Below are 24,544 nucleotides of genomic sequence, written 5' to 3'. Positions count from 1 at the left end.
CTGTTCTCGATCTCCACATACTTGCCAGCCCTCTACCTATCATAGTTCAATAATGTTGTTGCAGTGATGCTATCGATTCCGATGCCATTCGGGTTTTCGACCGATGGGCGAACACTCACAACCAGCATCGTTAGGAGAAGCCCCGCCTCTGTCACATCGACGTTGCTACGCCGATATTGCAGCAGAGGCACTTCGACACGCCAGAACCGGCGTCCTTTAATGAAGCCTTCTTCCTTGATGTTCGGAACGCCGTTCTTGTAAGCTGTCTGCTCAACGTAATTCCTGCGAAACGCCAGTGGCGATCCTGACCGACTGACTTCTTCGATATACGAATCGCGCCCGGTTACGGTGAAATACTGCCGGAGGGCAGAACCGATCACCGTCCCTTGATTGTAATAATCGTAGGAATTGATGGTCACGGCCGCATCGGACGCAAAGTCTACGATGCGCGCCTGACTAATGTGAGGAGTGCTGAGCACGGTGGCTGCACACTCTCCACCCGTCGCCGCCTCGTGCCAGACGAAATTCGTCACTGGTCGAAGCCAATAGGTATCGGTCGTCACGACCACGCTGGCGACACAAAGCAGGCCGAACAGCCCGCAGAGTGCCACAGATAGCGTGCGATGTGCGGCCGGATTGATCATTGCCCCACGCTCCCCACCGCCGCATTGGTCTGTAGATTGTTGACCTGCACTGGCTGCGAAGAGACCAGCCCGCCGATGGCAATCCCCTTCGGATTGAGTGGCGATTTCGCGGTTCGGATGACCTTGGCATAAAAATCACGATTCTCTGTCCGTCGATCCGTCGCGTTGCGATAGATCAGCGTCATGGGAACCACGATCTCCCACTCGTAACGCCCTGTCCCGTCTTGCTGGCGTACCACGCCCTGTCGCTGCACTGTCGCAGGGCCGCGCTGTTGAGCAGTCGCATTCTGATACCGGTTCACAACATCCCTGATGATGCCCCAATCGTTCACCGATATCCGGTAGCTATTGCGTGCATCGAGCGTCATGTACTGCGCTGTGCTCGAATTGATCTGGTCGCGCCAAGAGGTCCAGTCATAGGTTGAGATTGCCCGGATCGCTTCGACTGCGAAGTCGCGGGCGACTGCATCAGCGACCATTGGTTCATCAAGGCCGATTGGCGCGCAGACGCTCTGAGCATCAGTCGTGCCAAGAAATGCTGTGTCAGGAAATTTGACGAATCGCGCATAGAGCAACTGCCCTACATGCAGCGCCATCACCGCGTTCCCGATCACGAGCAGCACTATGAAAACCTTCATATTGCGCTGGATCGCCGACTGCGCGGCGCTGGCCTCCAATATTTCCTCTTTCGTCTTCACTTTGCCCCCACGTTCAAGATCGGCACGGGGCATCCAAAGACACCCCCGTCTGCGACATATGGTTCCGTCTGCGCAACGCCCTCGACAAGAAAACCGAAGAAGAGAGAGATCACCGTCAGGCTGATGAGAAGCGTACCCAGCCCGACGATGATCTTTTGCTTCTGTAAAATATCCTCGGTGGCAATTGTCGGAGCGATGGGGTCCGGCAGAGTGGCAAACCGGAACCTTGGTAATTCAACCGACTTTTGCTTTTTCCCGAAACCGAACATCGCTCTACTTTGCCAACAGGGCGTCCACCACTTGCGTCATACCGTCATGCCAGCCCTTCATGACAGCGACGTTGCCAGACTTCCCTTCCGGCACGACGAAAAGCGGCACCGCTGGCTGCTGATCAGGCAGACGCGCAGATAGCCCCGCCCACACTTCCATGTTGGCATTCACATCGGCATCCAGTTTGGTGTCCGGCGACACATCGAGACCGCTGGCATCACCCGACTCCATGACTTTGTGCAAAGCCGTAGCCCGGTCGCTGCTACGCAGGACACCCCGAATATTCGGCAGTGCCCCGTTCATAGTGGCCTCATCACCGAGGACGCTAATGGGGAGATAACGCACAGAATATTTGCCATTAAGAGCGCGGTGTGCGGCTTGGCAGTACGGGCACCGAGGATCTACGAAGGCGTAGATCGTGTTCTGATCGGTTGGCGTCACTCCCGTTGGAGCTGACGCAACCGCATTGGCTTGCTTCAACAAAGCGATGACGTTCTTCGAAAGAGCCTGATCGGTGATTTCATAGCCGCTGTCTACATTCACCCCATTTACAGCGTTGAGCGCTGAGGTCTGCACCTGCGGACGAACAGGCGCGGGCGCTGGGGCCTGTGCGGGCATCGGAGCCTGCGCTTGATAAGAAGGCTGCGGAGGTTGCTGGTATCCCTGCTGCTGCGCGTAAGGCTGCGGGAATTGCTGCGGCTGCGGCTGCTGATAGTATGGAGGCTGGTATGGAGCCGGTTGCTGTGCATATTGCTGTGGAGGGTACGGCTGCGGGCCTGCCTGATAGGCTCCCGGCCGCTCCATCACATAGGGCAGCGCGCCGAAAACGACCATTCCCGTAATAGCAACTGCCGCCCCGGCCCAAATGACCGTATTCAGCACTTTTGGCGACGAAGCGTTCGTGTTTTCTGCCATCTCGCTTCACTTTCGAACCGATGTTGTCTCTGCTTCAAACCCTTCCTGATTTTCCCCGCACAAGTCAACTAAAGAACGCATAACGACATTCTTTTCGTGCGATTTTTTTATGTGTAATGCTGGCGTGCAACTCCGAGTGCCGGGTCAAGCTCGACAGTGCGAAGATTTTCACCATCGCTGTGAACCTGAAATGAAAAACCCCGGCTTTGGCCGGGGTTTCCAAGGTTGTCTGCCGCCTAATTTGGGGGGGCTATGGGGTTAGGCGGCTCGACTCACTACCGAAGTGGCATTCTGCTTGCGCAGTTCCTTGAGGATTTCCTGCTGCGTCTCAAGGATGGCTGTCAAAAGCTCCTTAGTATCCCGGCGATTGACTTCTCCCTGAAGGAGCAAATCAGCCAAGAGGTCTACATCAGCACCCGAATCCCTGTTCCCGCTGAAATTGCCGTTGAGCTTCCTGTTGTCGAAAAGCTCCGGCTCATAGCGGTCGCGAACATCGCGACGTGCGTCAGATGTCTTCCTGCCAATACCGAACATGGCGACCTCCTTTCCGGGCATAGCCCAAAATTGTCAAGCACAAAGGTTGTAGCACACTTTACGACGACTCACAATGGGCAACCAAGGCTAATTACTCTGCCGCCGCTGCTACCGCCGCAGCCGCATCGCTGACGCGGCTTTGCACCCTACGATGCAGTATTGCATGATCGCGAGCTTCCTTGATCGGGGTCTCTACCAGCACGCCGAAAGCGTCAAGGATGAGATTGTGCTGAGCAGGATCGATGTCCGCCGCCCAGCTCGCCACCACCTGCTTGAAATGCTGTTTCAGGTCGCGCTCCAACTCCCCGATCTCAGTACGGGCACGCAATTCTCCGTGCGCCCTGTCCTGAGAGCTGATTACCCATGACAGCGCGTCATTGAGTAGTTGGTCAGATACCAGCCCCGGCGTCTCCAGCAGTTGCGAGAGATAAGCCGCATAGTCATCAATGGTGGCGCTAGCGCCGGGCTTGGTACCGGGATCATCCACCAGCTCTGCAAGAGCAACCGCCAGATCGCGTACGAGCGTGGCGATGGTGTCTCCGCCTAAATGATCCTCATAACGAAGACCGTCATCGGCCTGATTTCGGGACCAGTCCCTGATCTCGTTGGCGTTTGCCTCCCGCAAGAGCCGCTGTTGCGCATCCTTCTGCCGGATAGCCTCGATGGATGCCTCGTCACGGGTTTTGACCGGAACGAAATGGTTGAGCCTCCATTCCACCACTTCCGGCACCGGCCCGGTGTAGAACGCCTTGTAGCGAACCACCCGGCTCTCGCCTCTGATAATTCCCTTTTCTCTCGTGTTTGTGCCGACGATGAAATGGAACTGTCCCGACTCCTGCCCTTGGATATCGGAATATTTGATGATGTCCTCTTCCTCGTAGACGATCTCGTCCGAGAGCGATGTGGTCTTGAAAGCCGCCCGGTGATCGACCTTGAGCGAACGGGTCATTGAGGTCAGCTTCTTGCCACCCCAGCCCCGGACAATCTTGAAAGCCTCGCTGTCCTCGTTTGCGGCAAGCTTTCCCACATGGCGCATGGTGGTGTTGATCAGCGTTTCATCCGCCTCCTGCTTTGACGCCTTCTCCAGAGATGTCGGAGTTTGCAGGCCGAAGGTACAGGACACGCCAAATGAGCGAGCCTGAGCCGCCGCCACGGAAAAACCCTCCACGACATAATAGCCGTATTCATCGAATATCAACGGGTACGGCATCTGACTCTTGGACGGAGAGGCGTCGAGGATGCGGCGGCGATGCCCTTCCAAGGGGCGATGCAAAAGGTTGCCGAGCACCTGCTTGACCGCCGCGACCGTAATCTTACCAAGAGCCGCCGTGCTCGGAGGAGCTTTTTCCAGCGAAGGGATCATCACGTAAACGATGCGCCTGTTCAGGAACACATCGTTCATGTTGATCTCACCGACCTCGGCATTGAAAACATGGCCGTATGAATAGGTCAGCAGCGCGGCCGGTTCCGACAGGCTCATGGTCATGTAGCCCCATTGCCTGTAAACCTCGGCGCGGGTCGATTCCGCCGACTGGTTCTTGTCTCCCTCCGAGCTGCTGCCCCCTGCCAGCCTTTTGTAACTGGTGATCATGTCGTTCGACAGCTTCTCGACCGCTTTCTCACCCGCCAGCAAAGCTGTCGCTATCTTGTGGTCGTCGGCATCGATCAGAGGCGGCGGCTCTTTCGGCATCACCTGACTGTAGCCCGGCAAGTCCATCAAAACCTGTTGCAAGCTGGCGCAGGCCTGTTTGAGACGCACAAAGTCGTCGTGCTTGCCCTCGTTTGGCAGATCGACCACGCGGCCGTGCTTGTCACGAAACCTGCCGAACCACACTAGGTTCTCGACATTGTTCAACTGGAAGAACTCAGTCAGCAGACGAGGGTTATAGTCCACGTACCCTCGCCCCTGCAAAAACGACAGAGGCCGGGCAAGCGCCTTGTTCAACTGCAAAGCTCTCTGCGTGAAGACACTATTCGATCCCTCGGCTTGAGGGATGAAGGTCTCCATCAGAGTTGATTTCTGATCACTTGACCCCATAGCAAAGGGGTTAAAGGTGTTTGTTAGCTTGACTTCCGACTGGCCGTAGAAGTCCTTCGATCCCATCATGAAATTGAGAACTAGGAACTCCTCGTCGCGACCGTAAAGCCGCGCGATCTTCTTGATCGAATTGAGGGTATCGGCGCTTGCTTTGCCATCCACCATGATCGCGCCGCTATTGAGTGCAAGCGCATTGAACACCAGCCCGAAAATCTCTTCCGACTTACCGGAGCCGGTTGTACCAATGACCATGCGGTGCGTCTGGATATCTCGTGCTGCGGACCAGATTTCCTGCCCGGCGTAAGCCCCTCGCCCAATTCCGTGATAAATCACGCCGTTACCCGGCTGACCAGTGGAACTATCCTTATACCCTGCTCTTCCCAAGAACTCCGGCACACGGTAGGGTGCTTCCCATAGACGCCTGTTCTTATAGACGCCGAATCCGAGCGCCATGAACACCGTTAGCACCAAGAGTAATTCCGGCCAGAAAGGTGCCCAGCTCAACAGCAAAGCTAGCACCGCCATGGTGATGTACGGTTTGAGGACTTCCCCCGGTTCGTTGTGGTTGTCCCGTAATTTTTCGATCAGGCCTTTCCGCCGTTCGCGACGGGTTGAAAGCCTGACCGCATCAATATGCTCGACGCCTTCGAACTCTCGTTTTTGAACAGCCATCCTCTAGCCCTTACCGATTGCGAATTTGCCGGATGGCCTGTTGAGACCGCTGTGCCAAACGTCCCGCTGTACCCGCCAGCGATCCACGAGAACGGAGGGCGATGCCAGCGGCTGCGATAGCCGCTGGATTGCCGAGAATGCCTTCGGTGCGCTGCTTTGCTTCGGAACCAAAGACGTGCGATGCACCGCGCTCCACCTGCTCCATCACCCAATCCCCAACGCCATCAATCAGGCTACAGCAGATAGCGACCAAGGTTACGCACATAGAGAGGTAGATCATGAAGCCGCCGAAGGCCATGGCGACATTACCAATACTGGCCGACAGTGACGAGGTTGACGCACCAAGGACCGACAAGGCGTTGAAGGTCAGGATGTTCAGGTAATCGAGGCCCACTCGCATGAGGTACATGCAGAAGACCAGCCCGACGATGATCAGCGCCGGGCGAATGAGCACGGCAAGCAGTACCGTCAGAGCGCGGGCAAGGCTGGTTGACGCAATTCCCCCCGAGCGGTTCGCATAGAACATCTGCATCAGCCAGAACGGCGCTGTGATGATGGTCTGCACCACCAGCGTCAGCCATGACAGCGCCGCAAGGAAGAAGTAGACCAGCGGCATGAAGGGCACGACAACCGCCAGAACAAACCCGATGGCGACAAGGCCCCATCCAAGCGGTGCAACCATTGACGCCAGCTCGCCGAGCAATGCGGTGACAGGGTTCGGAAGAGCCGACGCCACGCCACCAGCTCCAGCAACAGCCAAGACGCCAGTGCCGTACATCAACATCTCGTTGCCAGTCGCCTGCATCTGAGGGATCGGATCGCTCCACCCCTCGCCGCTCTGCTCGTTGGCTCTGACCAGCGACCGCAGAACATTGTTTACCCAACGTGCGAGCATACCGGGATCGCCACCCTGAACAGATCCCATGCCGCTCGTATTGGTGCCGAGGCCGATAGTTCCGGTTCCAGCATTGGTGAATGCAGGCTTGAGCTGATCCAGCGCCGCCAGTTCGGTTGAATATTCCCGGAAGTAGGTTTGCAGCTCGTCAGAACAATTGAAGCGACCGGTCGCCCACGTGAACATCGAACGGCAACCCCATGCTGCCGGGAAATCACGCTCGACAGGCACCGACGCCACGCGAAAGCCCCCATTTCCGATGTCGGATAGCACGGTTGTCGCATTCACCAATATGCGCTGGTAAAGGATTGCGAAGAACCAGCCATTGTCGTGCTGACCAGTCATCGCTCTGGAAGTTTGCTGGCGAATAGCCTCCGGTGCGTTCTTGAGCTGATCTTCACCAGCTCGTTTTGTGTTGCTGATCACATTATTGACGGCCTGAGCGATCTGCTGGACCTGTTGCGGTCCCCACGATCTCGGACCATTGGCCGGTTGAGGAAACAGCGCATCGGCGAGCTGCTTTGCCTGAGAATCGATCTGGTTCAGGAACTCGGCCGCCGTCGCTTTCGCTGCGTTCACGCGAAACTCGGCAGCGGTCTTGGCTATTTCCTGCTGACCGGCCGCATTGCCGGGTACGATCACTCCCGACAGCGAGCCGGGGTCCTCATAGACCTTGCCTATATAGCTGACAGACACGGAGCCACACATGCCTGCCGACTCGTTCAATGCCTCGCCGCCCCTGTAATAAAGGGTTCGTTGAACAATTCGGCTTCCATACTGCGATCCCGCCGTATCCTGCTCGGGCGAGAGCGCCGACGTGATCGAGGTATCACCCGTTGTCGCCATATTCTGAACGCCCTTCGCGATCAGCCGGGCGCAAAGCTCCCCCTCAACACGCGCTTGTAGGGCTTCGGCCAACTGCTGGCGAAGGGCAGCCTCGCTCGATGGCTCAGAATAAAACAGGCCGTCTGTCCGCATACTCTGGAAAGACGCATTGACCGTGTTGGCGTTCGCCATCTTGTCGGACGCTACACGCCATGCGGAATCCCCAAATCCGGTAGACCATACCGCCACCTGCATCGTGGCCATCTGCAAAGCTGAAAAGCCATTGAAGGCCGGGAAAACCAAAATCGCTGCCAAACCTGCCATGACGAGCGTCCAGCTCGGATTCATGCTCCGGCCGCCCAACTCGCCATCGTTGGCGGTATCTTTTAGAGACGCAAAAATCAGATATGTGGCGACGGCCGCGATGACGGCCAGCATGCCCCAATTGATGACGGCTACGAGCTGAGCCAGAACGTCATTGACATCATTGCAAGCCCCGCCTCCCGTTCCGCCACCGCCCCCCGGCGTCCAGATATAGTCGAATGTGCAGCCAACGAGACGCCGCAGAAACACAAGGGCGGCGCTATTCGGCTCTGGCGTAAAGAGACCGGCTACAGTGCCGTCTGGTGAGGCTCCCTCAATACCTTCCATTCAAACCCCCAAGGCCGTTGTCTGGCCGTGCGTTGCCTCGCTCTGCCGTTCGCGGGTTGCCTCCCGCTCCACAGAGGACCTGTTCTCGAGGACTACCGTCCTCATGTCGTTCATGAATGCTGCCAGCTCTTCTCCGACCGGCGTCAGCGGGTGCGCTCCCGCCGTCGCGAAAGCGCCACCACTCTCTATCCTGCCCACCTGCGAAAAGACGTGCGCATCGAAAGCGCGCGCAAAAATCTCCTGCGGTTTCATCAGATAAGCCGCATGATCGGGGTTGGCCGCTCCCTCTTCCTCAAGGATCGAAATGATCCGCGCGGCCTTTCGCGCAAACGGGTGCTCCTTCACTGCGCGTAGGATTTGCTCCTCGTCTCCGGCCTTGTGGATCTGATGCCCGATCTCATGCAGCAGAGCGCCGGGCGATGTTGGCGTCAACTGAATAGCATGCTGGGAAACGACAACGGCTTCGCCGTCCACGTTCACGCCTTTGCCCTGATAGGTAGATGCCTGACCTCTGATCGAGCTGTTCTTACGATTGACAGCAACGCCGAGGATGAATTTTACCTCATTTGTTCCGAACAGCCTGTCTCTGGAAATGCCAAAGGCACGAGCGCTTGCCGTCAGAGCGGTAGTCAAGCGGGCCTTCGCATCCGTGGCCACAGCGTTGCTGATGCCAGCTTGTGCAATGAAGGTGTTCTTGGCCAGATCGGGAGCACCGGCAGGATTGATGCGGGCACCGTCATAAGCCCGGTATGGAACATTAAAGCCCAAATCCTCTACCATTGCCCCGAACAGCGCCTCCGAGAGGGGCTTGTCGGTTAACCCCTCCTGCGAGAACCGCTCAAAGATGCGATTTTGAGCAGCGACATACCGGACGATCCGATCATCAGGCTTTGGAAAAGCGGTACTGCCGCTCGCGTCCGCGTCCATAAGGCGGTCTAGCTGACCTTCCCAGCCGTCTACCTGCTCCGAAAGTGCCCAAAGGACAGCGCTGAACCATTCCGCAGCATGCGTGTCGTCGCTCCGATGGCGAAGTCGCTCATAGATTTCATATCCATCGCCACCAAAGGGCAGCTTTTTAGCAGCCGCCGTTCTGTCGCCGACGATCACCCTTGCTCTCGCTATGGAATCCCTGATGTGGCGCAGTAACTCATCGGGCGATTCATTCGAGAAATGCGAAAGCATCCGTTCGGCGATCACCGCCGCATCTTCATTTTCAGGGAGCGGATTGGTGATCTCGACATCCGGCGGCCCCATATCCCTCAAAGCGGCGGCGATCCGCTCCTTCGGAAAGAAGGCGGTCAGACGTGTCGAAACCTCAGAGAGCGCTTTGACCGGCCTGAGATGATCAAAGACGTGCTCGCCACCGCCTCGCGAACGGGACCAGCCTGCCTCATAGGCCCGAATGAGCTGTTCCTTGATTGGCTCCTTGGGAAAAGCAAGCCGGACGACATAGTTGCCGCTGACCATGCGCAGGCTGACTGTGGCCTCCGGCCCGAAGTCGTACCATTTCTGGTTTTTCGCTTGCTGGCTCATGATCAACCCTTTCAGACGCGCTCGTTGTCAAATCGGAAAGGCGAGCGCCCGAAGCCCTTGCCGTCGAGAGCACCGACAACCATGGCTTCCTCCATGGCTCCGGCCGCCGTCACCTTGCCGCTCTCCATTTTGATGGCATTTGCCTTGCGGAATTTCAGGGATTGCCAACGGCCATCGGCAGTCTCAGAGATCAACAGGACACAGATGCGAACCTCGACATCATTCCGGTCCTCGCCGTAGGCAAGGATCACATCGAATCCGGGCTTCACCGCGCCCTTAATCCCCGGAGCGGTTGCGTACATCCAAGTGCCACCGCCCTCCGCATTGCCTACGTACCAAAGACGGCTCGTGCCGGGCGCTACCCCGTCACAGCCTCTTTCGTTCAAAAACTCGCCGAGGGGCTTGTTATCGAGCTTACCTTCCGCAAACAGCTCGGCCGATGATAGTGTTGCCCCATGAATTTTCGGGCGCGCTTCCAGCGCAATTTCTCCGGAATCGCGTTTCTGTGCGGTCCACCCTGCTACCGCTGGATCAGTTTCCGAAAGCTGGCGAACCTCGTCCTCATCGTCCTCATCATCGAGCGGCATGATATCCATCGATCCGCCCAGCGCATCCATGGAAGGGCTGTCGTCATCGATCAGGGTGCCAAAGTCGTCGCGTCTTTCATCAACCATGGTCGCCCCTATCCCTGCATATCAAAGCCCTGATTTGTCAGGCCCTGATTGATTGCTTCTTGCACACGCTGCTGCGCACGGTGCAGCGTTTCTCCGCTGGCGATCTGTTCGAATAGCCGCTGCTCGGCTGCTGCAAAAACGGCCGGATCGAACTTGAAGATCGCGGCCTCACTGACTTCGCGCCGACGCTCCGAAAGAGCAGTTTCTTTGACTGCAACCTCTGCCGTGTAGGAAACTCCATCAGCGATCTCGAAACCTTCGTCCGCCATTCGGTCGAGTGCTTCCAGATCGTCTACCGACTCACCGTCTGACCAACCTTCATCGAGGTCGGCATCAGCCTCTTCCAGTTCTGCTTGATCATCGGCCGGGTCGTAATAGTCGTCCGCTGGTGCTGGTTCTATCGCACCAACATCCTCATCAACGGACACGACATCCTGATCGGCGACATAATCGCCAAGTGCTTCTTCGTCAGGGCGTCGTCCAGTCATGTTGCCTACTTTCCAGATGCTTCGGCGGCCAACAAAGCGGCCATCGTCGCCGCCTTGCGTGCCTCACTATCGTTCATAAAGGTGCGGAGCCTCATCGAGATCGCGCGCAGACGGTTCAGCTCCACCATCAAACCACGCTCCGACTGCATTTGGAGCGCGTTCGTCCATTTCTGATAAGCCGGGCCGCCACCATAATTGTCGATCAGGGCGTCGAGCGCTTGTGTCACGCTTCCAGCCCCATCGCCTATACCGAGTGAGGAAGTGTTACCCATGGCAGCAACGGCAGAGAGAGACACGAGCGCTGGAGAACGCCATGCTTCTGCCTGACGCGAACGCATCAGCGCCAGCTCCCCGGCTGGTGTACCCGCTTCCTGCGGCATCGGCTTCGGGATCGCAAAGCCCGCAAGCTGCTCGATGACCTTTTCCTTTTTGCCCCTGTCAGCCGATACGTTCAGGAGAATGGATGCATCCGTGGAAGCCGGATCGAGACGCACTTGCGCCTGTTCACGACCAGAGGGCACACCGCCCGGTGATACGTCTAGGTTCTTATAGATCGCCGACGCATCGCTGGGCGTCCCATCAAGCACGGATGTCACGCGGCCGAGGAAGGCGACCTGCGCACAGGCGTTAGCGCCCTGACCAGTCTCATAGGAATAATCCTCTTTGATCTTGACCAAGCGTTCATTGCGCATTTGCTCTGTTACAGTGTTGGCGTAAGCTTCCTGACTCTTCTTCACCACTTGCTGGAGACGCTGTTCTTCGCCCGCATACTGTCGGTTCACGACCTTGAGGGCCGCCAGAACCTGCTCCAGCGTCGTTGCCCCTTCAAAGGCAACGTTGGTTTCCAGCTCCTTCACTTCCTTGATCAGGTTGGTTTCCGTTCTGACGTGCTGCTGAATCCATTCCGTTGTGATGGAGCACCAAGCAGCAAAAGCCTGATTTGAGGCGAGTGTGCTGGCTGAAACGATCCCTGCCGCGAGCACCCACTTATGAAAGCTCTTCCGCATTTTCCGCCCCCTCACTGTCTGACATCCGCCCGTTGCTCGGGCCTGTTGGAGACCACTACGGGCAGGCTTGAACCGCCTTGAACGATCTGGTTGATCCGGGCGAGCGCATAGGATGATAGCGCCAACTCCGTGCGCGCAGTGCCCTTCGCCTGATATGCCATGACGGCAATGTTGGCAGCTTCAATCCTGACCGCATCAAGGAGCGCAGCACGGAAAGGCTTATCGGACATTGCGCTCGCCCATTTTTCGCCGCCGTCATCACCAGTCCAGTGCTTTGTCAGCTCTTCAAGCGAAGCCCGTGCCCCACCCGGCTCATATTCGGCCGCGATGGAGGCCATAACCTCTTTGGAAACTGACCGGCGAGCATCGCGCCGGTTCTTGTCCAGAACGAAAACATTTCGCTCGGCCCCGGAACCAACCGTATCCTCAATTGGCGGCCCGACGACCAGATTTATGTAATCGCGAGCCGCTTGCCCTCCCCTGAAAAGGCTCTCGCCATCGAATGACCGGTTACTGGTAGCAAACTGCGACCAAGAACGTGGTGAATCGAAGCTGCCCGGCTTGAAATAGGTCGCGCCTGAAACAGCCTGTGCTTTCGATCTCGCTGCCTGATTGGCGGCGTAAAATTTCTGTCCTTTGGACTGCAAATCGCAGCTATTATACCCCGTCGAGCCATACCGCTCTCTGGCGTCAGCAATCGCATATGCTTGTCGCTGAGTGGTATTTACGTTCGCAGCAGCTTCGGCCGACTTTCGCACCACCATAGCTGTCTGCTGACCCGAGCCACTTTCTTGCTTCGTGATCACCTTCAAGGCGCTGAGCAGCATCTCGCGCTGCCGCCGTTCTTCCATGATCAAAAGGTTCTCGGACAGGTCGATCTGCGCCTTGACCTTCTGCTCCAGCTCTATGGTTCGCTGGATCACGTGAGCGTTGACGGCGCACACAACGGCAGATGCCTCGCTTGCCATCATCAGGCTGGGCAAGAGGACCGATCCTGCCAGTGCCAGTTTCCGCCAGTTTTTCATTGCCTGTCGCCTCCCATGCCGGAAACTGCAACACCCATCATCACCGAACGCGCACCTGACATGAGAGCCGCGCGGCGGCGCGCATCGATCAATCTGACCTGAGCGCCGCTGTCCTGCGGGTTCGGCTCTATCGTCGGATAAGGAGCGAGCACATCAACATAATCACCAGCCGTAACGACCTCTTCGGCTCCGTAATTGCGATTGAAGAGGAAGGCTCCGGCGTTGGAATCGCCCGCATTTCGCTCGTTGCTGTAGCTCGCTTGGCAGTAGGTCTCGCCGAGGACCGCCCGTTCCTGCTCGGTGCAATAATGTCCGACGCGCTTTAGCATCGAGTTTTTCATGTTGGCAGCGGCATTGCCGCCTTTGCTGATATAGTTCGCCTCTGATGTAGAGAATGCTGCGAGCATCTTGTCTTGGCTTCTGGCAGTTCCCGACATGCCATTTAGGCTAGCCGTGACAGTGCACGCATGCTCACCCTGTCCGTACTCGTAACCATAGCGGTTCTTGATGTCGGCGACCCGGAAAGCTTGCTCTTGCGCCAACTCAGCGTTGACAGCCGCCTCGTCACTTTTCCTGATGACTTGCTGGGTCTGCCGCTGCGAAGCCGACCTTTGCTTGTCATGAACTTTCAGGCCGCTCATGAAACGCTCGAATGAAGTGATCCACGTTTCCATGGAGGCATGCGCAGTATCGGCCGCCGTCACGGCGGTCGTAAGCACTGTCAGGAGGGCCAGTGTCGAGCGCGAAACCATGATCAGCCTCTATTCGCGCCCGCCGGGGCGAACATATTGTTGAACAGGTCCGGTGCTGTCCCGCCGCCCGAATTGGTGCCGTTGCTGCCCGAGTTGCCTGCTGGCGGCGTGAAGATGGGCTGCGTTGGAGAGCCAGAGCCGGAGACGGTCGAAGTCGTGAAGGTGTACTGACCAATATTCGGAAGATTTGGGATATTGATCGGGCTAATGCTCGAACCAGAGCCGCCGAGCAAATCCGACATCTGTGATCCGATAGCCGAATCGAACGAGTACATCTGATTGTTGATCTTGCCGACTATGTTCTGGAGCTGATTGTTCAACACTTGGCAAACCTGTTGGGTTGCCTGCTGAATAATCTGGTCGATCAACTGCGACCCGATATTGCCCAAGAAATCGAAGCTGGTTGGGATCAGGTTCGATAGATCGAAGGAATTGAGGAGGCTCGATCCAAGGCACGAGTTTGCCCCATTGAAGTATTGCGATGAGTCCACTTTGGCCGCATCGAGCAAGGCAATCTGACGTTGGACGGCCAAATCCGCAGCCTGCTGAATGCCACAACCTGTAGATTGCGCCGACGCTGGCGCGGCATACATAACAGCCGCCAGCAGAGCGCCCCCGAGTACAACTCCAATTCGTTGCATCACCCTCTCCATTTAGCCCACGCGCGATTGCCACGCGCTCACAGCGGTCAGTGCGATCTTCACGTTCTGATGCGAGCAAATGCTGGCAAGCAGATCGGCGGCGACCGTAGCCTCGACGTTTAAGCCACGTTCCCGTCGCTCTGACGCATAGTGCTCGAAAACAGGGAGCAAAACGCTTGCTCTCAGCTCGCTAATTTGTCCGTTGTCTCTTCTGCTCTGCGTCATAACGATTTACCGCTTCGTGATGATACACATGATTTTCACACAAACAAATACTGCATAATTTCCAAAAAGGCCAATCGCTTTTGCAACCGTCCACGATGGCGCGCGCGACAGTTCGCAGGGCAAGCGAATACGACGCGCTTCCCGTTGGAAAAGCGCCTAATCAGCCAAAAATGCCCGGATTTGCGCTAAGCGCTACGGGCAGAAGGCCTTAGACGGCCAACATCACATACCTGTGACATTATCGCTGTGGCTGAGGCCTTTATCCTTCTCGAAAGCCCATTGGACGGTTCAGGTTTCACAGGCGTTCCAGAATGATATGAATTATATGAATCTTCTTTCTGGCTGTATTTTTGCACACCCCCCTCAAAAAAAGAGAGCTGTTCGGGCGCATTTTCGGAGCGATACCGCTTCCAGCCGCGCAATCGGTTACGGCAATAGGCGACTAGCTTTTCCAACGGCGAGGCCAAAACCCTGATCACAGAGACAGTTCCTCTTAGTCGGCCCGAGTCGATGCAGATCAGCCGAAGTTCGGTCAGTAGCTTCAAGGACTGGTTGACGGAAGATCGGGAAACCCCCGCCATTTCCGCAATTGTGTTGATAGACGCATCGCAACGGTTTCGTGATCGTGCGCTCAACCTGCAAATGACGGCGAGCACGGCGCGGGCGGACGAGCATTTAGGGAGCCGCTCGATAAAGGCAAGCGGCATCTGATGCACCAGAAAATCGGCCAGTTCTCTACGCCGCCCGGCAGCAACGCGCTTTTCTGGAAGTGTCTTGGATATGCTCGGCAGCGGCGGCGGAAATCGCCGCGCCAATCGCTTTGCTGCTCCGGCTTGCGCCAGATCCCGCAGTTCTTGGCGGCGGACCGCAGCAGCACTTGAGAGCGCCTCCGCGATCTCGTCTTCACCGGGTGCCCCGGTGTAGCGGCCCCAAAGGTCTCGCATCAGTGAATCGACAGCCGCAATCGTTGGCAGTCGGCCGACGATCTCATTCGCGTTGAAGTTTGAAAGGCCTGCTGGGCCTCTCCAAGCTGGGTTTTCGTCCATTTCTGTCCCACCAAATTGTGGGGCCAAATCAGCCTGTGAAAGGCAAAAACCCTTGCATTCCTCGGAGAAGCCGCTATCTTCCATGGTGACAGAACGGAAGAGGTTTTGGCTTATCCGAAGATCGGATTGGTTTTTAATCTCTCACACAAAGCCCCGAACGCGATTTAAACCCGCGAGAGGGGCTTTTGCTTTTCTAGCCCTATTTCATCCAAACATTCCCAAATCACTAAGACTCGTTACACATTCATGCGAATGTGACGCGAGAATGTGAAATTTGTCAAATCCCACTGATACTCGCGCCATTTCACATTCCCACCGACATCATAGAAGATGCCGAGTTATCCTGTTTTGCGGAGCGAGAAACAGTCGTTTCCAGCTCCGTTTTTGCCGCCTTGTCCGCCGTCAGTTCAGCCGCAAGGTGACGTGCCGTGACTTGCGCGAGATCGTTGTACGCAACCAGAGCGCCTTTGATTCCCACCATCCCCGAGCCAAGCTTTGGATCGAGTGAGGCTTGGCAGATCATGCGCGCGATCTCGCTGTAATCCCCCGAGGTCCTTCCAACAGTGGCGTGCCGGAGCGTGGTTCCCGATATCCCGCGGTTGTTCCATTCTGCGGCCATGCCATTCAATTTCTTGTCGCAAAGGTGATTCTTTGCTTTTACGACCATATCATAGGAATTGCCCCTGTAAGCCGCGAATGCCCCAGCCTCGCTAACAGCCGAGGCAAGGCGGGCAATTCCAGATGGATCATGATAATTTGAAAAGGTGCTTTCCCCGTCTGAGCCGCGTTCACGAACGCGCAACGCGCAACAGGTGCTGAACATCTTTTCGTTTGGATCGCCAAAGGGATCAGAGCCGACGAAAAGCCCGGTATTCACGGCTCCCAACTCGCGGACTGCCTTGACGAACTCTACATGCAGATCGGCGATTAAAGGTTCCAGCGCCGATTTGAGATCGGATGGCTCCACAGTGACATTCTGGTCCGTGAGCCGCATCTGAATATCTCGTATCAGATGCGGGAGATAATAATCGGTCAGAGCCTTGGTTTGCTCGATGGGCGCAAGTCCGAGGCCCTGCGACATGGCATTGAATGCATCGAGCAGCGCCCGGACCCTTTCCTCATCCGGCTTCACATAGGAAACGCGGCTCGCGATGCTCTTGCCCAGCCGCTCGATCACCTTCTTGTGCCCGTCTTTTTTCAGCAGGTAGCAGTGGCGGATTGTGCCGTTCTCGTCCGTGTACATTGCCTTTTCGCCCATCCGTTTTCCGGCAAGGGCCGATACGGCGGCGAAAAGGTTGCCCTCTACCGCATAGCGGGTGCGAGCCACATGCCCGCCAGCAACGTTCTCGATCAGGGCTTCCATCAGTTGGGCTTCGGCGGAACCGTCTCCGAATTTTGCCGGATGTAGGAGATCGTCGGCGGCCTCGGCATGGAGCTGGCCACCGGTCGAATGAAGTGCCTCGGTCAGAATCTCCGACCACATTGGAGCGATCTCCTTCATCAGACCGAGAGCATTGTCGTTGAGCTGGGCCGCCGTAAGCACCCAAGCATCTTCACCCTTTAGCCTCGCCTCTTCGGAAGCCGCGAATGCGCTTGCCAGAGGAAGATCGATCAAGCGCTCTTCGCCCGGAATAGCCAGACGAATGTCCCACGCGCCAAGATTCAGCGCCTTTTCTTCATCGAACCGCACGTCTGTTATGACGGCCGGTATCGCGATTTCCCCGTCAGCAAAGCTCGTGCCCTCGATGTAATCTACTGCTGCTTGAAACAGCGATGTTTCACGGAGGCGGCCAATGGTTGACGGATTTACAGCGACAATAGCACCTGGCTCTAAGAGCGGAGCGATCTCGCGAAGGAATAGAACCTTATTACCGGCCTCGATCACCATCTTATCGAAGCCCTTGGCATCTCCGGCCGCCTCCACGGCAGCTCGCCGCGACCAGACTTCCGCAGCCTTTTCGACGCTATGCTCTTGTGCTCCGAGGCTACGCAGATCGGCGGCACGGTTCATCAGGCGATCAAATATGGCGTCAGCAAAGGAGACATCCTTACCGAGAGTGCCGGGGGCAACCTCGTCAATACGCTCTTCGACCGTGATCCGGCGTCTGGTGATCTCGTCAACCATGCGGCCCTCGCCGCGAACTATCGCTTCGTCAACGCCCGCAGTCCGGATAGGCTTCACCGCCTCGCGATAAGTGATCTTGTTGAGGACAAGCGAGCGCTCAGACATGCGTTCGGCGGCCTTGTCGCCCGCGATCAACTGACGAACTTCTTCGACCTGCGCTTTCCAGTCATACTCCCGCAGTCGTAACGGGTTCTCTCCGAGAGCGTCCAATAGGCCTACACGCATCTGAAACGCTGTATCCAGTTCGCCCATGATCGCGCGCTGCATTCCAGTGGGCAGCGCGATCATTCGTCCCATCAGTTTTTCCGAAAAGCCGCTCCTGATTTTCTCTGGATCGATATCAACATCGATATTGATGTCGAGCAGTTCCGCGATGTCGGGATTGTTCGAAAGATACTCGAATGAGACAAACTGGCCGACCTCATTGAGGAGATCGAGTGCTTCGCTTATGTTCGACTCATTCTCGCGGGTGGCAGTGCTCGCCGAAGTGAGCGAGCGATTCTTGCGATTGAAGAGCTGCGCCAAGCGGTCTGATGATGCAAGGCCCTGTTGTGGGATCGTATAGAGCGGCGGATGCAATTGCCCTACCCGATTGATGCGCCCGTCGATTTGGCGTTCTTGCGCCACATCCGCCTGCATCTGAGCTTTGATCATCTCACGAGGCCGGACATCGTAGCCAACTGCGGGTGATGAGTGCGCCGAAAGACCGACTGCGGCTGATTGGTTTAACAACAGAACGTCAGCCCGACCGTTGTTGAAGGCAGAGACGACATCATGCTTGAGCGGCTTTTGCCGCGAGGTGGCAACATACCCACCATCATCGGTTTGCCGAATGGTGTAGGACCGCCCTGTGATCTCGCCAAGTGTGAGGCCGTGCTTTTCGAGAGCTGCCGACAAGTCATCGATCACAGAGAGTGACAACATCGAGAAGTCGGCTTCATCGACCCGCCGATTAAAGTCCACAAGCCAGCCCTCGTATTCCTCCAAACGTATATCGACTGTCACCCCGAACCCGTTTGATTCCTTTACCGTGAGGAGCCGGTCGGCCATCCGCTTGACGACATGACCAAGATGCGGCTTCTCCGACAGGCGGACTTCGCCGCCCGGAGCGATAACCGCTACCTCGTCATCGCCTGACAGTGTTTCTTCGATCTGCTGGCTGATCAGATCGCGCAATAGCGCGTCCCCTGTGTTGGCAACCGCGATCACGGGCTTTCGCCCCTCGCTGATCGAGCGCAGCACCATATCTTCCAGAAACACGCCATTGATGGCGAGCGTGAGATAATTCGACAGATGGTGGAACCGCGACGCAGGCGACTGATAGTGAACATTCACGAGACCAAGCGCCCGCTGGCGCTCTGAATCCGAATGAGCTGTTTCCTTCACCAGATTTTCAAGCTCACGCTCTCGCTCCTGCGACCACGCCTTGACCTCCCGGCCGAGTGCAAGAAGCTCAGCCATGTGGTTCGCAAAAAGATCGACCTTCTCAAGAACCTGAGCATAGCGATTAGGATCAATGTCCTGTAGCGAAAGCGTCTCGCGCGCCACGTTCGTATTGTCCAGCTCGCGGGCAATCAGGGCACCACCGCGCGCCATTTCAAAGGACAGAGCTTCTTGCAGGGCAAGTGGCTCTTGCTCAATCAGCTCCACAAGCCTGTCAGTCGGCAAGCCGACATCCGGCAGCGCCGAACCATAGACCCGTAGATTGCGCGCGCCTTTCAGCGCAGTGCCCGACGAATAGGCAACCGATCCGCCCAGCTCGGTCACATGCTCGACAAGCGATTGCATCATGCGCCCGACATTCGATGCTTCGCCAGCAGCCTTGTGTGATTCATCCATCATCAGGAGCGGCGGCCTGTCCTGCCGCTTCAACCATTCGATGATAGCTTCGAGCTTTGCCTCTCGACCAACAGCGCCTAGCTGAGAATACGACGACAGGATCATATTGATCGAGCTGTCGATTTCCTTGCCCTTTTTGGAAGCGGCGTTCCCCGCCTTGAAAACATAACCGTGCGCTCCGCGCCGGACCCCCTCGAACTCTGGATCGATGATGGAAGCGTCTGGCGTGCTGTTGACGATGTAGGGCCGAATATGCTCGCCGAGATCGGCGGGACGGGTACGCAGTACCGTCGCCACGTCTCGCGCAACAAAGTCCGTGAAAAGGGCCGGGTTATCCGTGAAGAATAGCACCGGCCGATCTTCCTTTAAGGCAGCGCGCGTCAGGGCCGCGAGCTGGCGGCCTTTGCCCACGCCCATCAGGTCGCCAATGATAACCGACTTCGCAGTAAGTGCCTTGTGCAGAGCAAGGCCGACGCCATCCACCTGCCCCGCGTGCAGGAGAGTGCCAAGTTCTCCTTCGGGCACGCCGAGCTGATCTGCCACAAAGGAATCAATCGGCCCCCGTACTCGCTCAAGATCGGCCAGCGCTTCCGCGACGGGAGCGGCAAGCGCCTTCTGGATCTTGAGCAGCGGGCCTCCCACTTTCGAGGCAGGCTCATAAGTGACTTGGAAAGGATCGTTATCGAAAACGATGTCATCAATGAGCACTTCCGGTGTGATGGCGAAGCTTTCTTCCTCGTCCAGATCATCCGGCATCGACGCCGCAAAGATCGGCGGCGTTGCTGGCCCCTCCTCCGTTGCGGGAATTGAATCAGCCGAAGGCTGCGGCGAAACAGCTTCCTCCGGCACCGGACTGCCGGAAGACCCCGCCGATGCCGGGCTAAGCTCCGCCGTATCCGGGGATGGTCTAGGCGCTACGCCCGCAACAGGGCCATCTAACACCGGAGAGGTAGGCGTTTCTTGCTTCCGGCCGCCTTCATGCTCACCAGCAGACCTGCTCCGTCCAATACCGGATGATTCAACAGATGCTGGCCGGGGGAACCACCGCCGTTGTCGCGGTTTCGGTGGGGTGGCTGGGCTCGGCTCCTGCGCCTCCAGCGGCGCTGCACGAGCTGCCGCTTCTTCCTGTGCAATCTCTTCGGCCGACCAAACACCGCGACGTTCCATGATCTCGACCATGGCCACTCTGGCGGTGTCGCCCCACGCGAACAACTCATCCGTCGTCCGCAGATAAGGCAGCTCTGCCGGAAGCGATTTAACCGCTTCGCCAGACATAGGCTCTTCGAGCCTTGGTCCCAAAGCATACAGAATGACTGGAAACTCAGCTCCCGATTTCCGATACAGGCGGCCATCTAGCATCGCCGCACCGGCAACCTCGAAAGTTGCGTGCAGATATCGATTGAAGCTGTCGAGCGCACCTTCCAGCTTGCCTTCGGTTTTCATTTCACCGGGCAGCACGAGGAAAGCACGGCCGGTATCGGCCTTCAAGAACTCCAGAGAGTCATAGACGATCCGGTGATCGAGCCGGTTAATTGCCAGCTTTCGGCCATGCCGATCAGTCTCTACAGTTTGCTTCAAGCCTTCGAAAGGCGGGTTCGCCAGTACGGCGTCGTAATTTCTGCCCTCCGCATTCTCCCCCTTGAATGGAAATGCGCGGGCACTGATCGATACTGCGGACGCGCCAGCTTCCCGAAGCGTCCTTGTCCCGCGTGCTGCGCGATCTTCATCGATTTCAAAACCCTCGACACGGGCGCCAGCCACGGCCGCGCCAATGGCAAGCGCTCCGTTGCCCGCAGTCGGTTCGAGCACCAGATCATCGCGGCGAATCCGGAGAATGTCCGCCGCAACCGCGCCGATGGGCAGCGGCGTAGAATACTGTTGCAGCCGGAGGCGGCCTGCCGTCCGTTCGGCATGGGCCGCTACGCGGTCATTAAGCTCGCGAGCGATCTCGCGAAGCCCGATCCCCTGTCCCGCCAGTCTCGCCGCCTGCACCACAAGCGATGCTTCGATTTCCTCCTGCAATGCGAAGAGGTTGAGGCTCTGCTGGTTGGGGTTAGCTACGATGTCGGAATGAAGCGCCGTGAGTTTCCTGCGGTCGAATTGCTCACCAGTGGCTATCGCGCGGGCGATCCCCTCGGCGCAGCCGCGTAGATCAACAGGGCTGATAGCCCGCAGGAAACGATCCCGATAAACGCCCTTCTCCCGCCCGTCTGGAAGACGGTCATACTCATAGTGCGGCTGATTTTCCATATTGACGGCTACACGGCCGCCAATCGTCTCATAAACCACCGACCCGGCGAGATTCATGCCGATACGGCGCGGCGTTTCCATCGCCGCCAGCCCCGCACCGTTCAGGCAATCGCGGAATCTGCGCATCAGAACGACATGATCGTCCAGATCGACAGTCCTGTCGCGTTCACCAAGATTGGAGGCGCTGACTCCCATCCGCGACCACAAATCAGTGGCACGTAGATCATCAGGGGGCCGAACGACAAAGGCCGTGGCCACGTCCGTCTTGATCATATTCAGGATCGGGACGTTGTATTCCTTTAATGCAGCCTCAACAGGCCGCACGCCGGTATCCGTGTTCACGACGATCAGAAGGTCACTATTGCCCGCGTGCATACGCGACGCGCGCGGGATATACGCCGCTCCGATATTGTCCTTCGCGAGTATGGGGAGAACCACCGAAGGCATCGACGCCTCCCGGTGTTAGAAGTTCAGCGAAGGACCGCGATTCAAAGTCGCTTCTGCGCTCTTCTCGGCAGTCTTCTTTGATTCCGCAGGGGCATCCGGCCGCTTGAACTCGATACCATGCAAGGTTCGGTGCGCGCGTTCAGCAACCTTTGTCAGCTCGGGCGGATTTTCTGGCTGCTGCTTGGGAAGCGCCTTGCTCGCCATAACGGACGTTGCTGCCGGACGTTCCATCATTTCCCCATCGGCGCGGCGGGTTGCAACGGAAACCACGCCGGGGAAGACTTCATTCGCGAACATCTCTTCCCGCTTGGCGATGTGCTCTTCTGCCGCCTTGAGAAAGGGCACTGTGTAGCCCGGCGTAATGGAGACCTTCACGCCTTCGGCCTTCACTCCCTCGTAGTAATCTCGAAGGGTCTTCTCGATATCACCCCGCTCCGGCCCGTCAGCAATCCGCGAAGCGATCTTCTCGAAGGGTACGCCCGCAACTGACGCAAGAACCGTCATCGCGATGCCAGTTTTTTTATCAAGGGTCATCCGGTCGAGAGTGTCACCGAAATTCGAGGACAGACGATAATCCCCGGTGCCAACCTCATAGCTGAAAGAGCGTGCGAAATAGGTGTTGAAATCAATGTACCCACGCTCATTCGGCTGGGAGACAGTGACCATCAAAGTACGCGTCATCAGTCCGTCGCCCACTGGTGATTTTGGGTCAAAGGCCGCAGAAATAGCGGATCGGGTCTTCGCCTGATCGGCGGGATCGAGCGCCACGGCCGCGTCAGGCTGATAGACTTGGAGACGCATCGAGCCATTCTCGAACTTCTGCAAGCTGATCGTCCCGCTCAAGACAGCCTTGGAATCCGGGTCTGGAACCAAGCCGAATGCCGTTTGGGCATAGTAGTTCTTGTCAGAAAAATCGAGCCGCACATTGGTCAGTTGCAGCACGCCACCCGGCTTGACGTAAAACTTATCATCCTTCGGATCGGCGAATCTGTCCAAGCCTACCTGATTTGACAAACGTTGCGCCCATATCTCGACACGCTCACGGTCATCGTCAATTCCGGCCTTCATGATGTTCGCGGCGCGAGCCGGTGACATCAGGCCAATTGTCAAAGGGGCACCAGTCACGACATTCTTTCCCGTGACCGTAACGATGTTGTCTTTTGCGGAATAGCTCTCGACTTGGAGAGCGACATTGCCCAGCATGGCTGGACGGTCGGGCCGCGATTCGCTGTTACCAGACTTCGCGGATTGCCTGCGATTCGGGCGCATTGCCATGAAAATCCCTCCTATCAACTGCCCACTCCGGCCGGAAAACGGCTCCTGCCTCACTAAAGGGCGCTGGAAAAATTACATTGTCAAGTGTAAAGAGAAAACACTGTATAACGCAGCATCCGCCCAATCGCCAAATTGCTTGTAATAAGCTACACGCGAGCGTAAAGTGTGCTACACGCTCGGAGCTACACAATCATGGTTTTGAACATTCGGAATGAGGATGCTGACAAGCTGGCTCGTCAATTGGCCAAGATCGACAAGTCCAGCATCACGGATGCGGTGATCACTGCATTGCGCGAAACCATCGCCAAGCGGATGCACACTGAGACGCCCCGAGAGACGGCGAGAAAAATTCTCGCAAAACGCGGCTTGTCTTTCCAGCCTAACCGCAAACCGGTGCCACCGGAAGCCTATCACGATCTTGACCATGATCTCAGCGAGGGCAAGTAATGTTCGTTGATGCCTGCGCTATAGTTTCAATGATGGCTGGCGAGGACAGCGCCGACGCATATGAAACCGCCTTGATCGAGGCAAAGGCCCCGTTCACGTCCGTCCTCGCAGCATGGGAAGCCATTATCGTTCTTTCACGCCCCGATCAGCTCGATTGCCCCTACAGCGCGGCCGAGGGGGCGGTGGTCGAATGGCTGGAAGCCCGTAATATCCGGCTGCGGGAACCCGGATCGCCGCGCCGTGTCCTGCAATACGCGGTCGCGGTCGCCGAGCAACACGGCATCGGCAAGCGCCATCTCAGCAATTTCGACTGCTTTCACTACGCCTATGCGAAGGCGATGCGGGCACCATTACTCACCATGGACCAATTGCTTCGCGAAACGGATATTTCTAGTCTGCCGTAGGTCATGACCTGTCGCGACGCTTGCCAATTATAATAGCGCCATTACCGGCTACCATCGTATTCACAATATCATATCCTGCTTCATCAAAATCGCCATAGAGCCTGATCCGAAATTAAGTTGAGTGGTGTCAGCGGGTTAGCTTGACGCCATCCCAAGTCGCTGATTCACGGGGTTTTGCAACAAACTTCCGGAGTTCGACGATGTGGACCGACACCACTCGGGCG

Annotated in this window: 19 protein-coding genes; 2 read left to right on the top strand and 17 right to left on the bottom strand. The window is 57.1% G+C overall.

The window, feature by feature from the left end; all coding sequences use genetic code 11:
- Positions 1 to 32 precede the first annotated feature (32 nt).
- The 17 genes from ABWW11_RS24560 to ABWW11_RS24480 all read right to left on the bottom strand — a co-directional run bounded on the left by ABWW11_RS24560 (position 33) and on the right by ABWW11_RS24480 (position 23,469).
- Entirely contained in the window at positions 33 to 644 is a 612-nt protein-coding gene (locus ABWW11_RS24560) for a DotI/IcmL family type IV secretion protein (protein WP_125271623.1), read from the bottom strand.
- Positions 641 to 1,342 (bottom strand): DotI/IcmL family type IV secretion protein, encoded by a 702-nt coding sequence (locus tag ABWW11_RS24555; RefSeq protein ID WP_172965743.1) that lies wholly within the window; start codon positions 1,340 to 1,342, stop codon positions 641 to 643. The genes ABWW11_RS24560 and ABWW11_RS24555 overlap by 4 nt, the downstream gene beginning before the upstream one ends.
- Positions 1,339 to 1,611: a hypothetical protein gene (locus ABWW11_RS24550; protein WP_125271621.1), complete on the bottom strand. Its 273-nt coding sequence runs from the start codon at positions 1,609 to 1,611 to the stop codon at positions 1,339 to 1,341. Before ABWW11_RS24550 ends, ABWW11_RS24555 begins: the two co-directional genes overlap by 4 nt.
- A 4-nt stretch (positions 1,612 to 1,615) precedes the next feature.
- Complete coding sequence (locus ABWW11_RS24545) at positions 1,616 to 2,527, bottom strand: thioredoxin domain-containing protein (protein WP_172965742.1); 912 nt, start codon at positions 2,525 to 2,527, stop codon at positions 1,616 to 1,618.
- A 258-nt stretch (positions 2,528 to 2,785) separates the two neighbouring features.
- Positions 2,786 to 3,061, bottom strand: coding sequence for a hypothetical protein (locus tag ABWW11_RS24540; RefSeq protein WP_125271620.1), 276 nt, complete (start codon positions 3,059 to 3,061; stop codon positions 2,786 to 2,788).
- 91 nt (positions 3,062 to 3,152) lie between these two features.
- Positions 3,153 to 5,771: a type IV secretory system conjugative DNA transfer family protein gene (locus ABWW11_RS24535; protein ID WP_125271619.1), complete on the bottom strand. Its 2,619-nt coding sequence runs from the start codon at positions 5,769 to 5,771 to the stop codon at positions 3,153 to 3,155.
- A gap of 10 nt (positions 5,772 to 5,781) precedes the next feature.
- On the bottom strand, positions 5,782 to 8,142 hold the full coding sequence (locus ABWW11_RS24530; protein ID WP_125271618.1) for a DotA/TraY family protein: 2,361 nt from the start codon (positions 8,140 to 8,142) through the stop codon (positions 5,782 to 5,784).
- The gene (locus tag ABWW11_RS24525) at positions 8,143 to 9,675 is read right to left on the bottom strand and encodes a hypothetical protein (RefSeq protein WP_125271617.1); all 1,533 of its coding nucleotides are present in this window, start codon (positions 9,673 to 9,675) and stop codon (positions 8,143 to 8,145) included.
- An 11-nt stretch (positions 9,676 to 9,686) separates the two neighbouring features.
- Positions 9,687 to 10,349, bottom strand: coding sequence for a hypothetical protein (locus ABWW11_RS24520; protein ID WP_125271616.1), 663 nt, complete (start codon positions 10,347 to 10,349; stop codon positions 9,687 to 9,689).
- An 8-nt stretch (positions 10,350 to 10,357) separates the two neighbouring features.
- Positions 10,358 to 10,837: a hypothetical protein gene (locus ABWW11_RS24515; RefSeq protein ID WP_125271615.1), complete on the bottom strand. Its 480-nt coding sequence runs from the start codon at positions 10,835 to 10,837 to the stop codon at positions 10,358 to 10,360.
- 5 nt (positions 10,838 to 10,842) lie between these two features.
- The gene (locus ABWW11_RS24510) at positions 10,843 to 11,844 is read right to left on the bottom strand and encodes a hypothetical protein (protein WP_125271614.1); all 1,002 of its coding nucleotides are present in this window, start codon (positions 11,842 to 11,844) and stop codon (positions 10,843 to 10,845) included.
- Positions 11,845 to 11,855: 11 nt separating this feature from the next.
- Positions 11,856 to 12,827, bottom strand: coding sequence for a hypothetical protein (locus ABWW11_RS24505; RefSeq protein WP_153187277.1), 972 nt, complete (start codon positions 12,825 to 12,827; stop codon positions 11,856 to 11,858).
- Between the two features lie 38 nt (positions 12,828 to 12,865).
- On the bottom strand, positions 12,866 to 13,621 hold the full coding sequence (locus ABWW11_RS24500; RefSeq protein ID WP_125271612.1) for a hypothetical protein: 756 nt from the start codon (positions 13,619 to 13,621) through the stop codon (positions 12,866 to 12,868).
- A gap of 2 nt (positions 13,622 to 13,623) precedes the next feature.
- Positions 13,624 to 14,262 (bottom strand): hypothetical protein, encoded by a 639-nt coding sequence (locus tag ABWW11_RS24495; RefSeq protein WP_125271611.1) that lies wholly within the window; start codon positions 14,260 to 14,262, stop codon positions 13,624 to 13,626.
- A 410-nt stretch (positions 14,263 to 14,672) separates the two neighbouring features.
- The gene (locus ABWW11_RS24490; protein WP_125271610.1) at positions 14,673 to 15,617 is read right to left on the bottom strand and encodes a helix-turn-helix domain-containing protein; all 945 of its coding nucleotides are present in this window, start codon (positions 15,615 to 15,617) and stop codon (positions 14,673 to 14,675) included.
- A 220-nt stretch (positions 15,618 to 15,837) separates the two neighbouring features.
- A complete protein-coding gene (locus tag ABWW11_RS24485; RefSeq protein ID WP_125271609.1) occupies positions 15,838 to 22,194 on the bottom strand; it encodes a strawberry notch-like NTP hydrolase domain-containing protein in 6,357 nt (2,118 codons plus the stop codon).
- Between the two features lie 15 nt (positions 22,195 to 22,209).
- Positions 22,210 to 23,469: a hypothetical protein gene (locus tag ABWW11_RS24480; protein WP_125271608.1), complete on the bottom strand. Its 1,260-nt coding sequence runs from the start codon at positions 23,467 to 23,469 to the stop codon at positions 22,210 to 22,212.
- 192 nt (positions 23,470 to 23,661) lie between these two features.
- Between ABWW11_RS24480 and ABWW11_RS24475 the strand changes: the two genes are divergently transcribed.
- Together ABWW11_RS24475 and ABWW11_RS24470 are read left to right on the top strand one after the other, a co-directional pair.
- Positions 23,662 to 23,916, top strand: coding sequence for a type II toxin-antitoxin system VapB family antitoxin (locus ABWW11_RS24475; protein WP_172965739.1), 255 nt, complete (start codon positions 23,662 to 23,664; stop codon positions 23,914 to 23,916).
- On the top strand, positions 23,916 to 24,320 hold the full coding sequence (locus ABWW11_RS24470) for a type II toxin-antitoxin system VapC family toxin (RefSeq protein WP_125271607.1): 405 nt from the start codon (positions 23,916 to 23,918) through the stop codon (positions 24,318 to 24,320). The genes ABWW11_RS24475 and ABWW11_RS24470 overlap by 1 nt, the downstream gene beginning before the upstream one ends.
- Positions 24,321 to 24,544 lie beyond the last annotated feature (224 nt).

The sequence above is a fragment of the Brucella sp. NBRC 113783 genome (assembly GCF_040372265.1).
In the GTDB taxonomy this organism is placed as follows: Bacteria; Pseudomonadota; Alphaproteobacteria; order Rhizobiales; family Rhizobiaceae; genus Brucella; species Brucella teleogrylli.
Note: the sequence above shows the minus strand (reverse complement) of the source record. Positions and strands in the feature narration are given on the sequence as shown.

What these genes read in the sequence shown, in the direction of transcription:
- ABWW11_RS24510 (WP_125271614.1), bottom strand. Translation starts at nt 11,844, where the DNA reads ATGCGGAAGAGCTTTCATAAGTGGGTGCTCGCGGCAGGGATCGTTTCA.
- ABWW11_RS24535 (WP_125271619.1), bottom strand. Translation starts at nt 5,771, where the DNA reads ATGGCTGTTCAAAAACGAGAGTTCGAAGGCGTCGAGCATATTGATGCG.
- ABWW11_RS24560 (WP_125271623.1), bottom strand. Translation starts at nt 644, where the DNA reads ATGATCAATCCGGCCGCACATCGCACGCTATCTGTGGCACTCTGCGGG.
- ABWW11_RS24530 (WP_125271618.1), bottom strand. Translation starts at nt 8,142, where the DNA reads ATGGAAGGTATTGAGGGAGCCTCACCAGACGGCACTGTAGCCGGTCTC.
- ABWW11_RS24495 (WP_125271611.1), bottom strand. Translation starts at nt 14,262, where the DNA reads ATGCAACGAATTGGAGTTGTACTCGGGGGCGCTCTGCTGGCGGCTGTT.
- ABWW11_RS24470 (WP_125271607.1), top strand. Translation starts at nt 23,916, where the DNA reads ATGTTCGTTGATGCCTGCGCTATAGTTTCAATGATGGCTGGCGAGGAC.
- ABWW11_RS24500 (WP_125271612.1), bottom strand. Translation starts at nt 13,621, where the DNA reads ATGGTTTCGCGCTCGACACTGGCCCTCCTGACAGTGCTTACGACCGCC.
- ABWW11_RS24550 (WP_125271621.1), bottom strand. Translation starts at nt 1,611, where the DNA reads ATGTTCGGTTTCGGGAAAAAGCAAAAGTCGGTTGAATTACCAAGGTTC.
- ABWW11_RS24525 (WP_125271617.1), bottom strand. Translation starts at nt 9,675, where the DNA reads ATGAGCCAGCAAGCGAAAAACCAGAAATGGTACGACTTCGGGCCGGAG.
- ABWW11_RS24515 (WP_125271615.1), bottom strand. Translation starts at nt 10,837, where the DNA reads ATGACTGGACGACGCCCTGACGAAGAAGCACTTGGCGATTATGTCGCC.
- ABWW11_RS24545 (WP_172965742.1), bottom strand. Translation starts at nt 2,527, where the DNA reads ATGGCAGAAAACACGAACGCTTCGTCGCCAAAAGTGCTGAATACGGTC.
- ABWW11_RS24520 (WP_125271616.1), bottom strand. Translation starts at nt 10,349, where the DNA reads ATGGTTGATGAAAGACGCGACGACTTTGGCACCCTGATCGATGACGAC.
- ABWW11_RS24490 (WP_125271610.1), bottom strand. Translation starts at nt 15,617, where the DNA reads ATGGAAGATAGCGGCTTCTCCGAGGAATGCAAGGGTTTTTGCCTTTCA.
- ABWW11_RS24540 (WP_125271620.1), bottom strand. Translation starts at nt 3,061, where the DNA reads ATGTTCGGTATTGGCAGGAAGACATCTGACGCACGTCGCGATGTTCGC.
- ABWW11_RS24480 (WP_125271608.1), bottom strand. Translation starts at nt 23,469, where the DNA reads ATGGCAATGCGCCCGAATCGCAGGCAATCCGCGAAGTCTGGTAACAGC.
- ABWW11_RS24475 (WP_172965739.1), top strand. Translation starts at nt 23,662, where the DNA reads ATGGTTTTGAACATTCGGAATGAGGATGCTGACAAGCTGGCTCGTCAA.
- ABWW11_RS24485 (WP_125271609.1), bottom strand. Translation starts at nt 22,194, where the DNA reads ATGCCTTCGGTGGTTCTCCCCATACTCGCGAAGGACAATATCGGAGCG.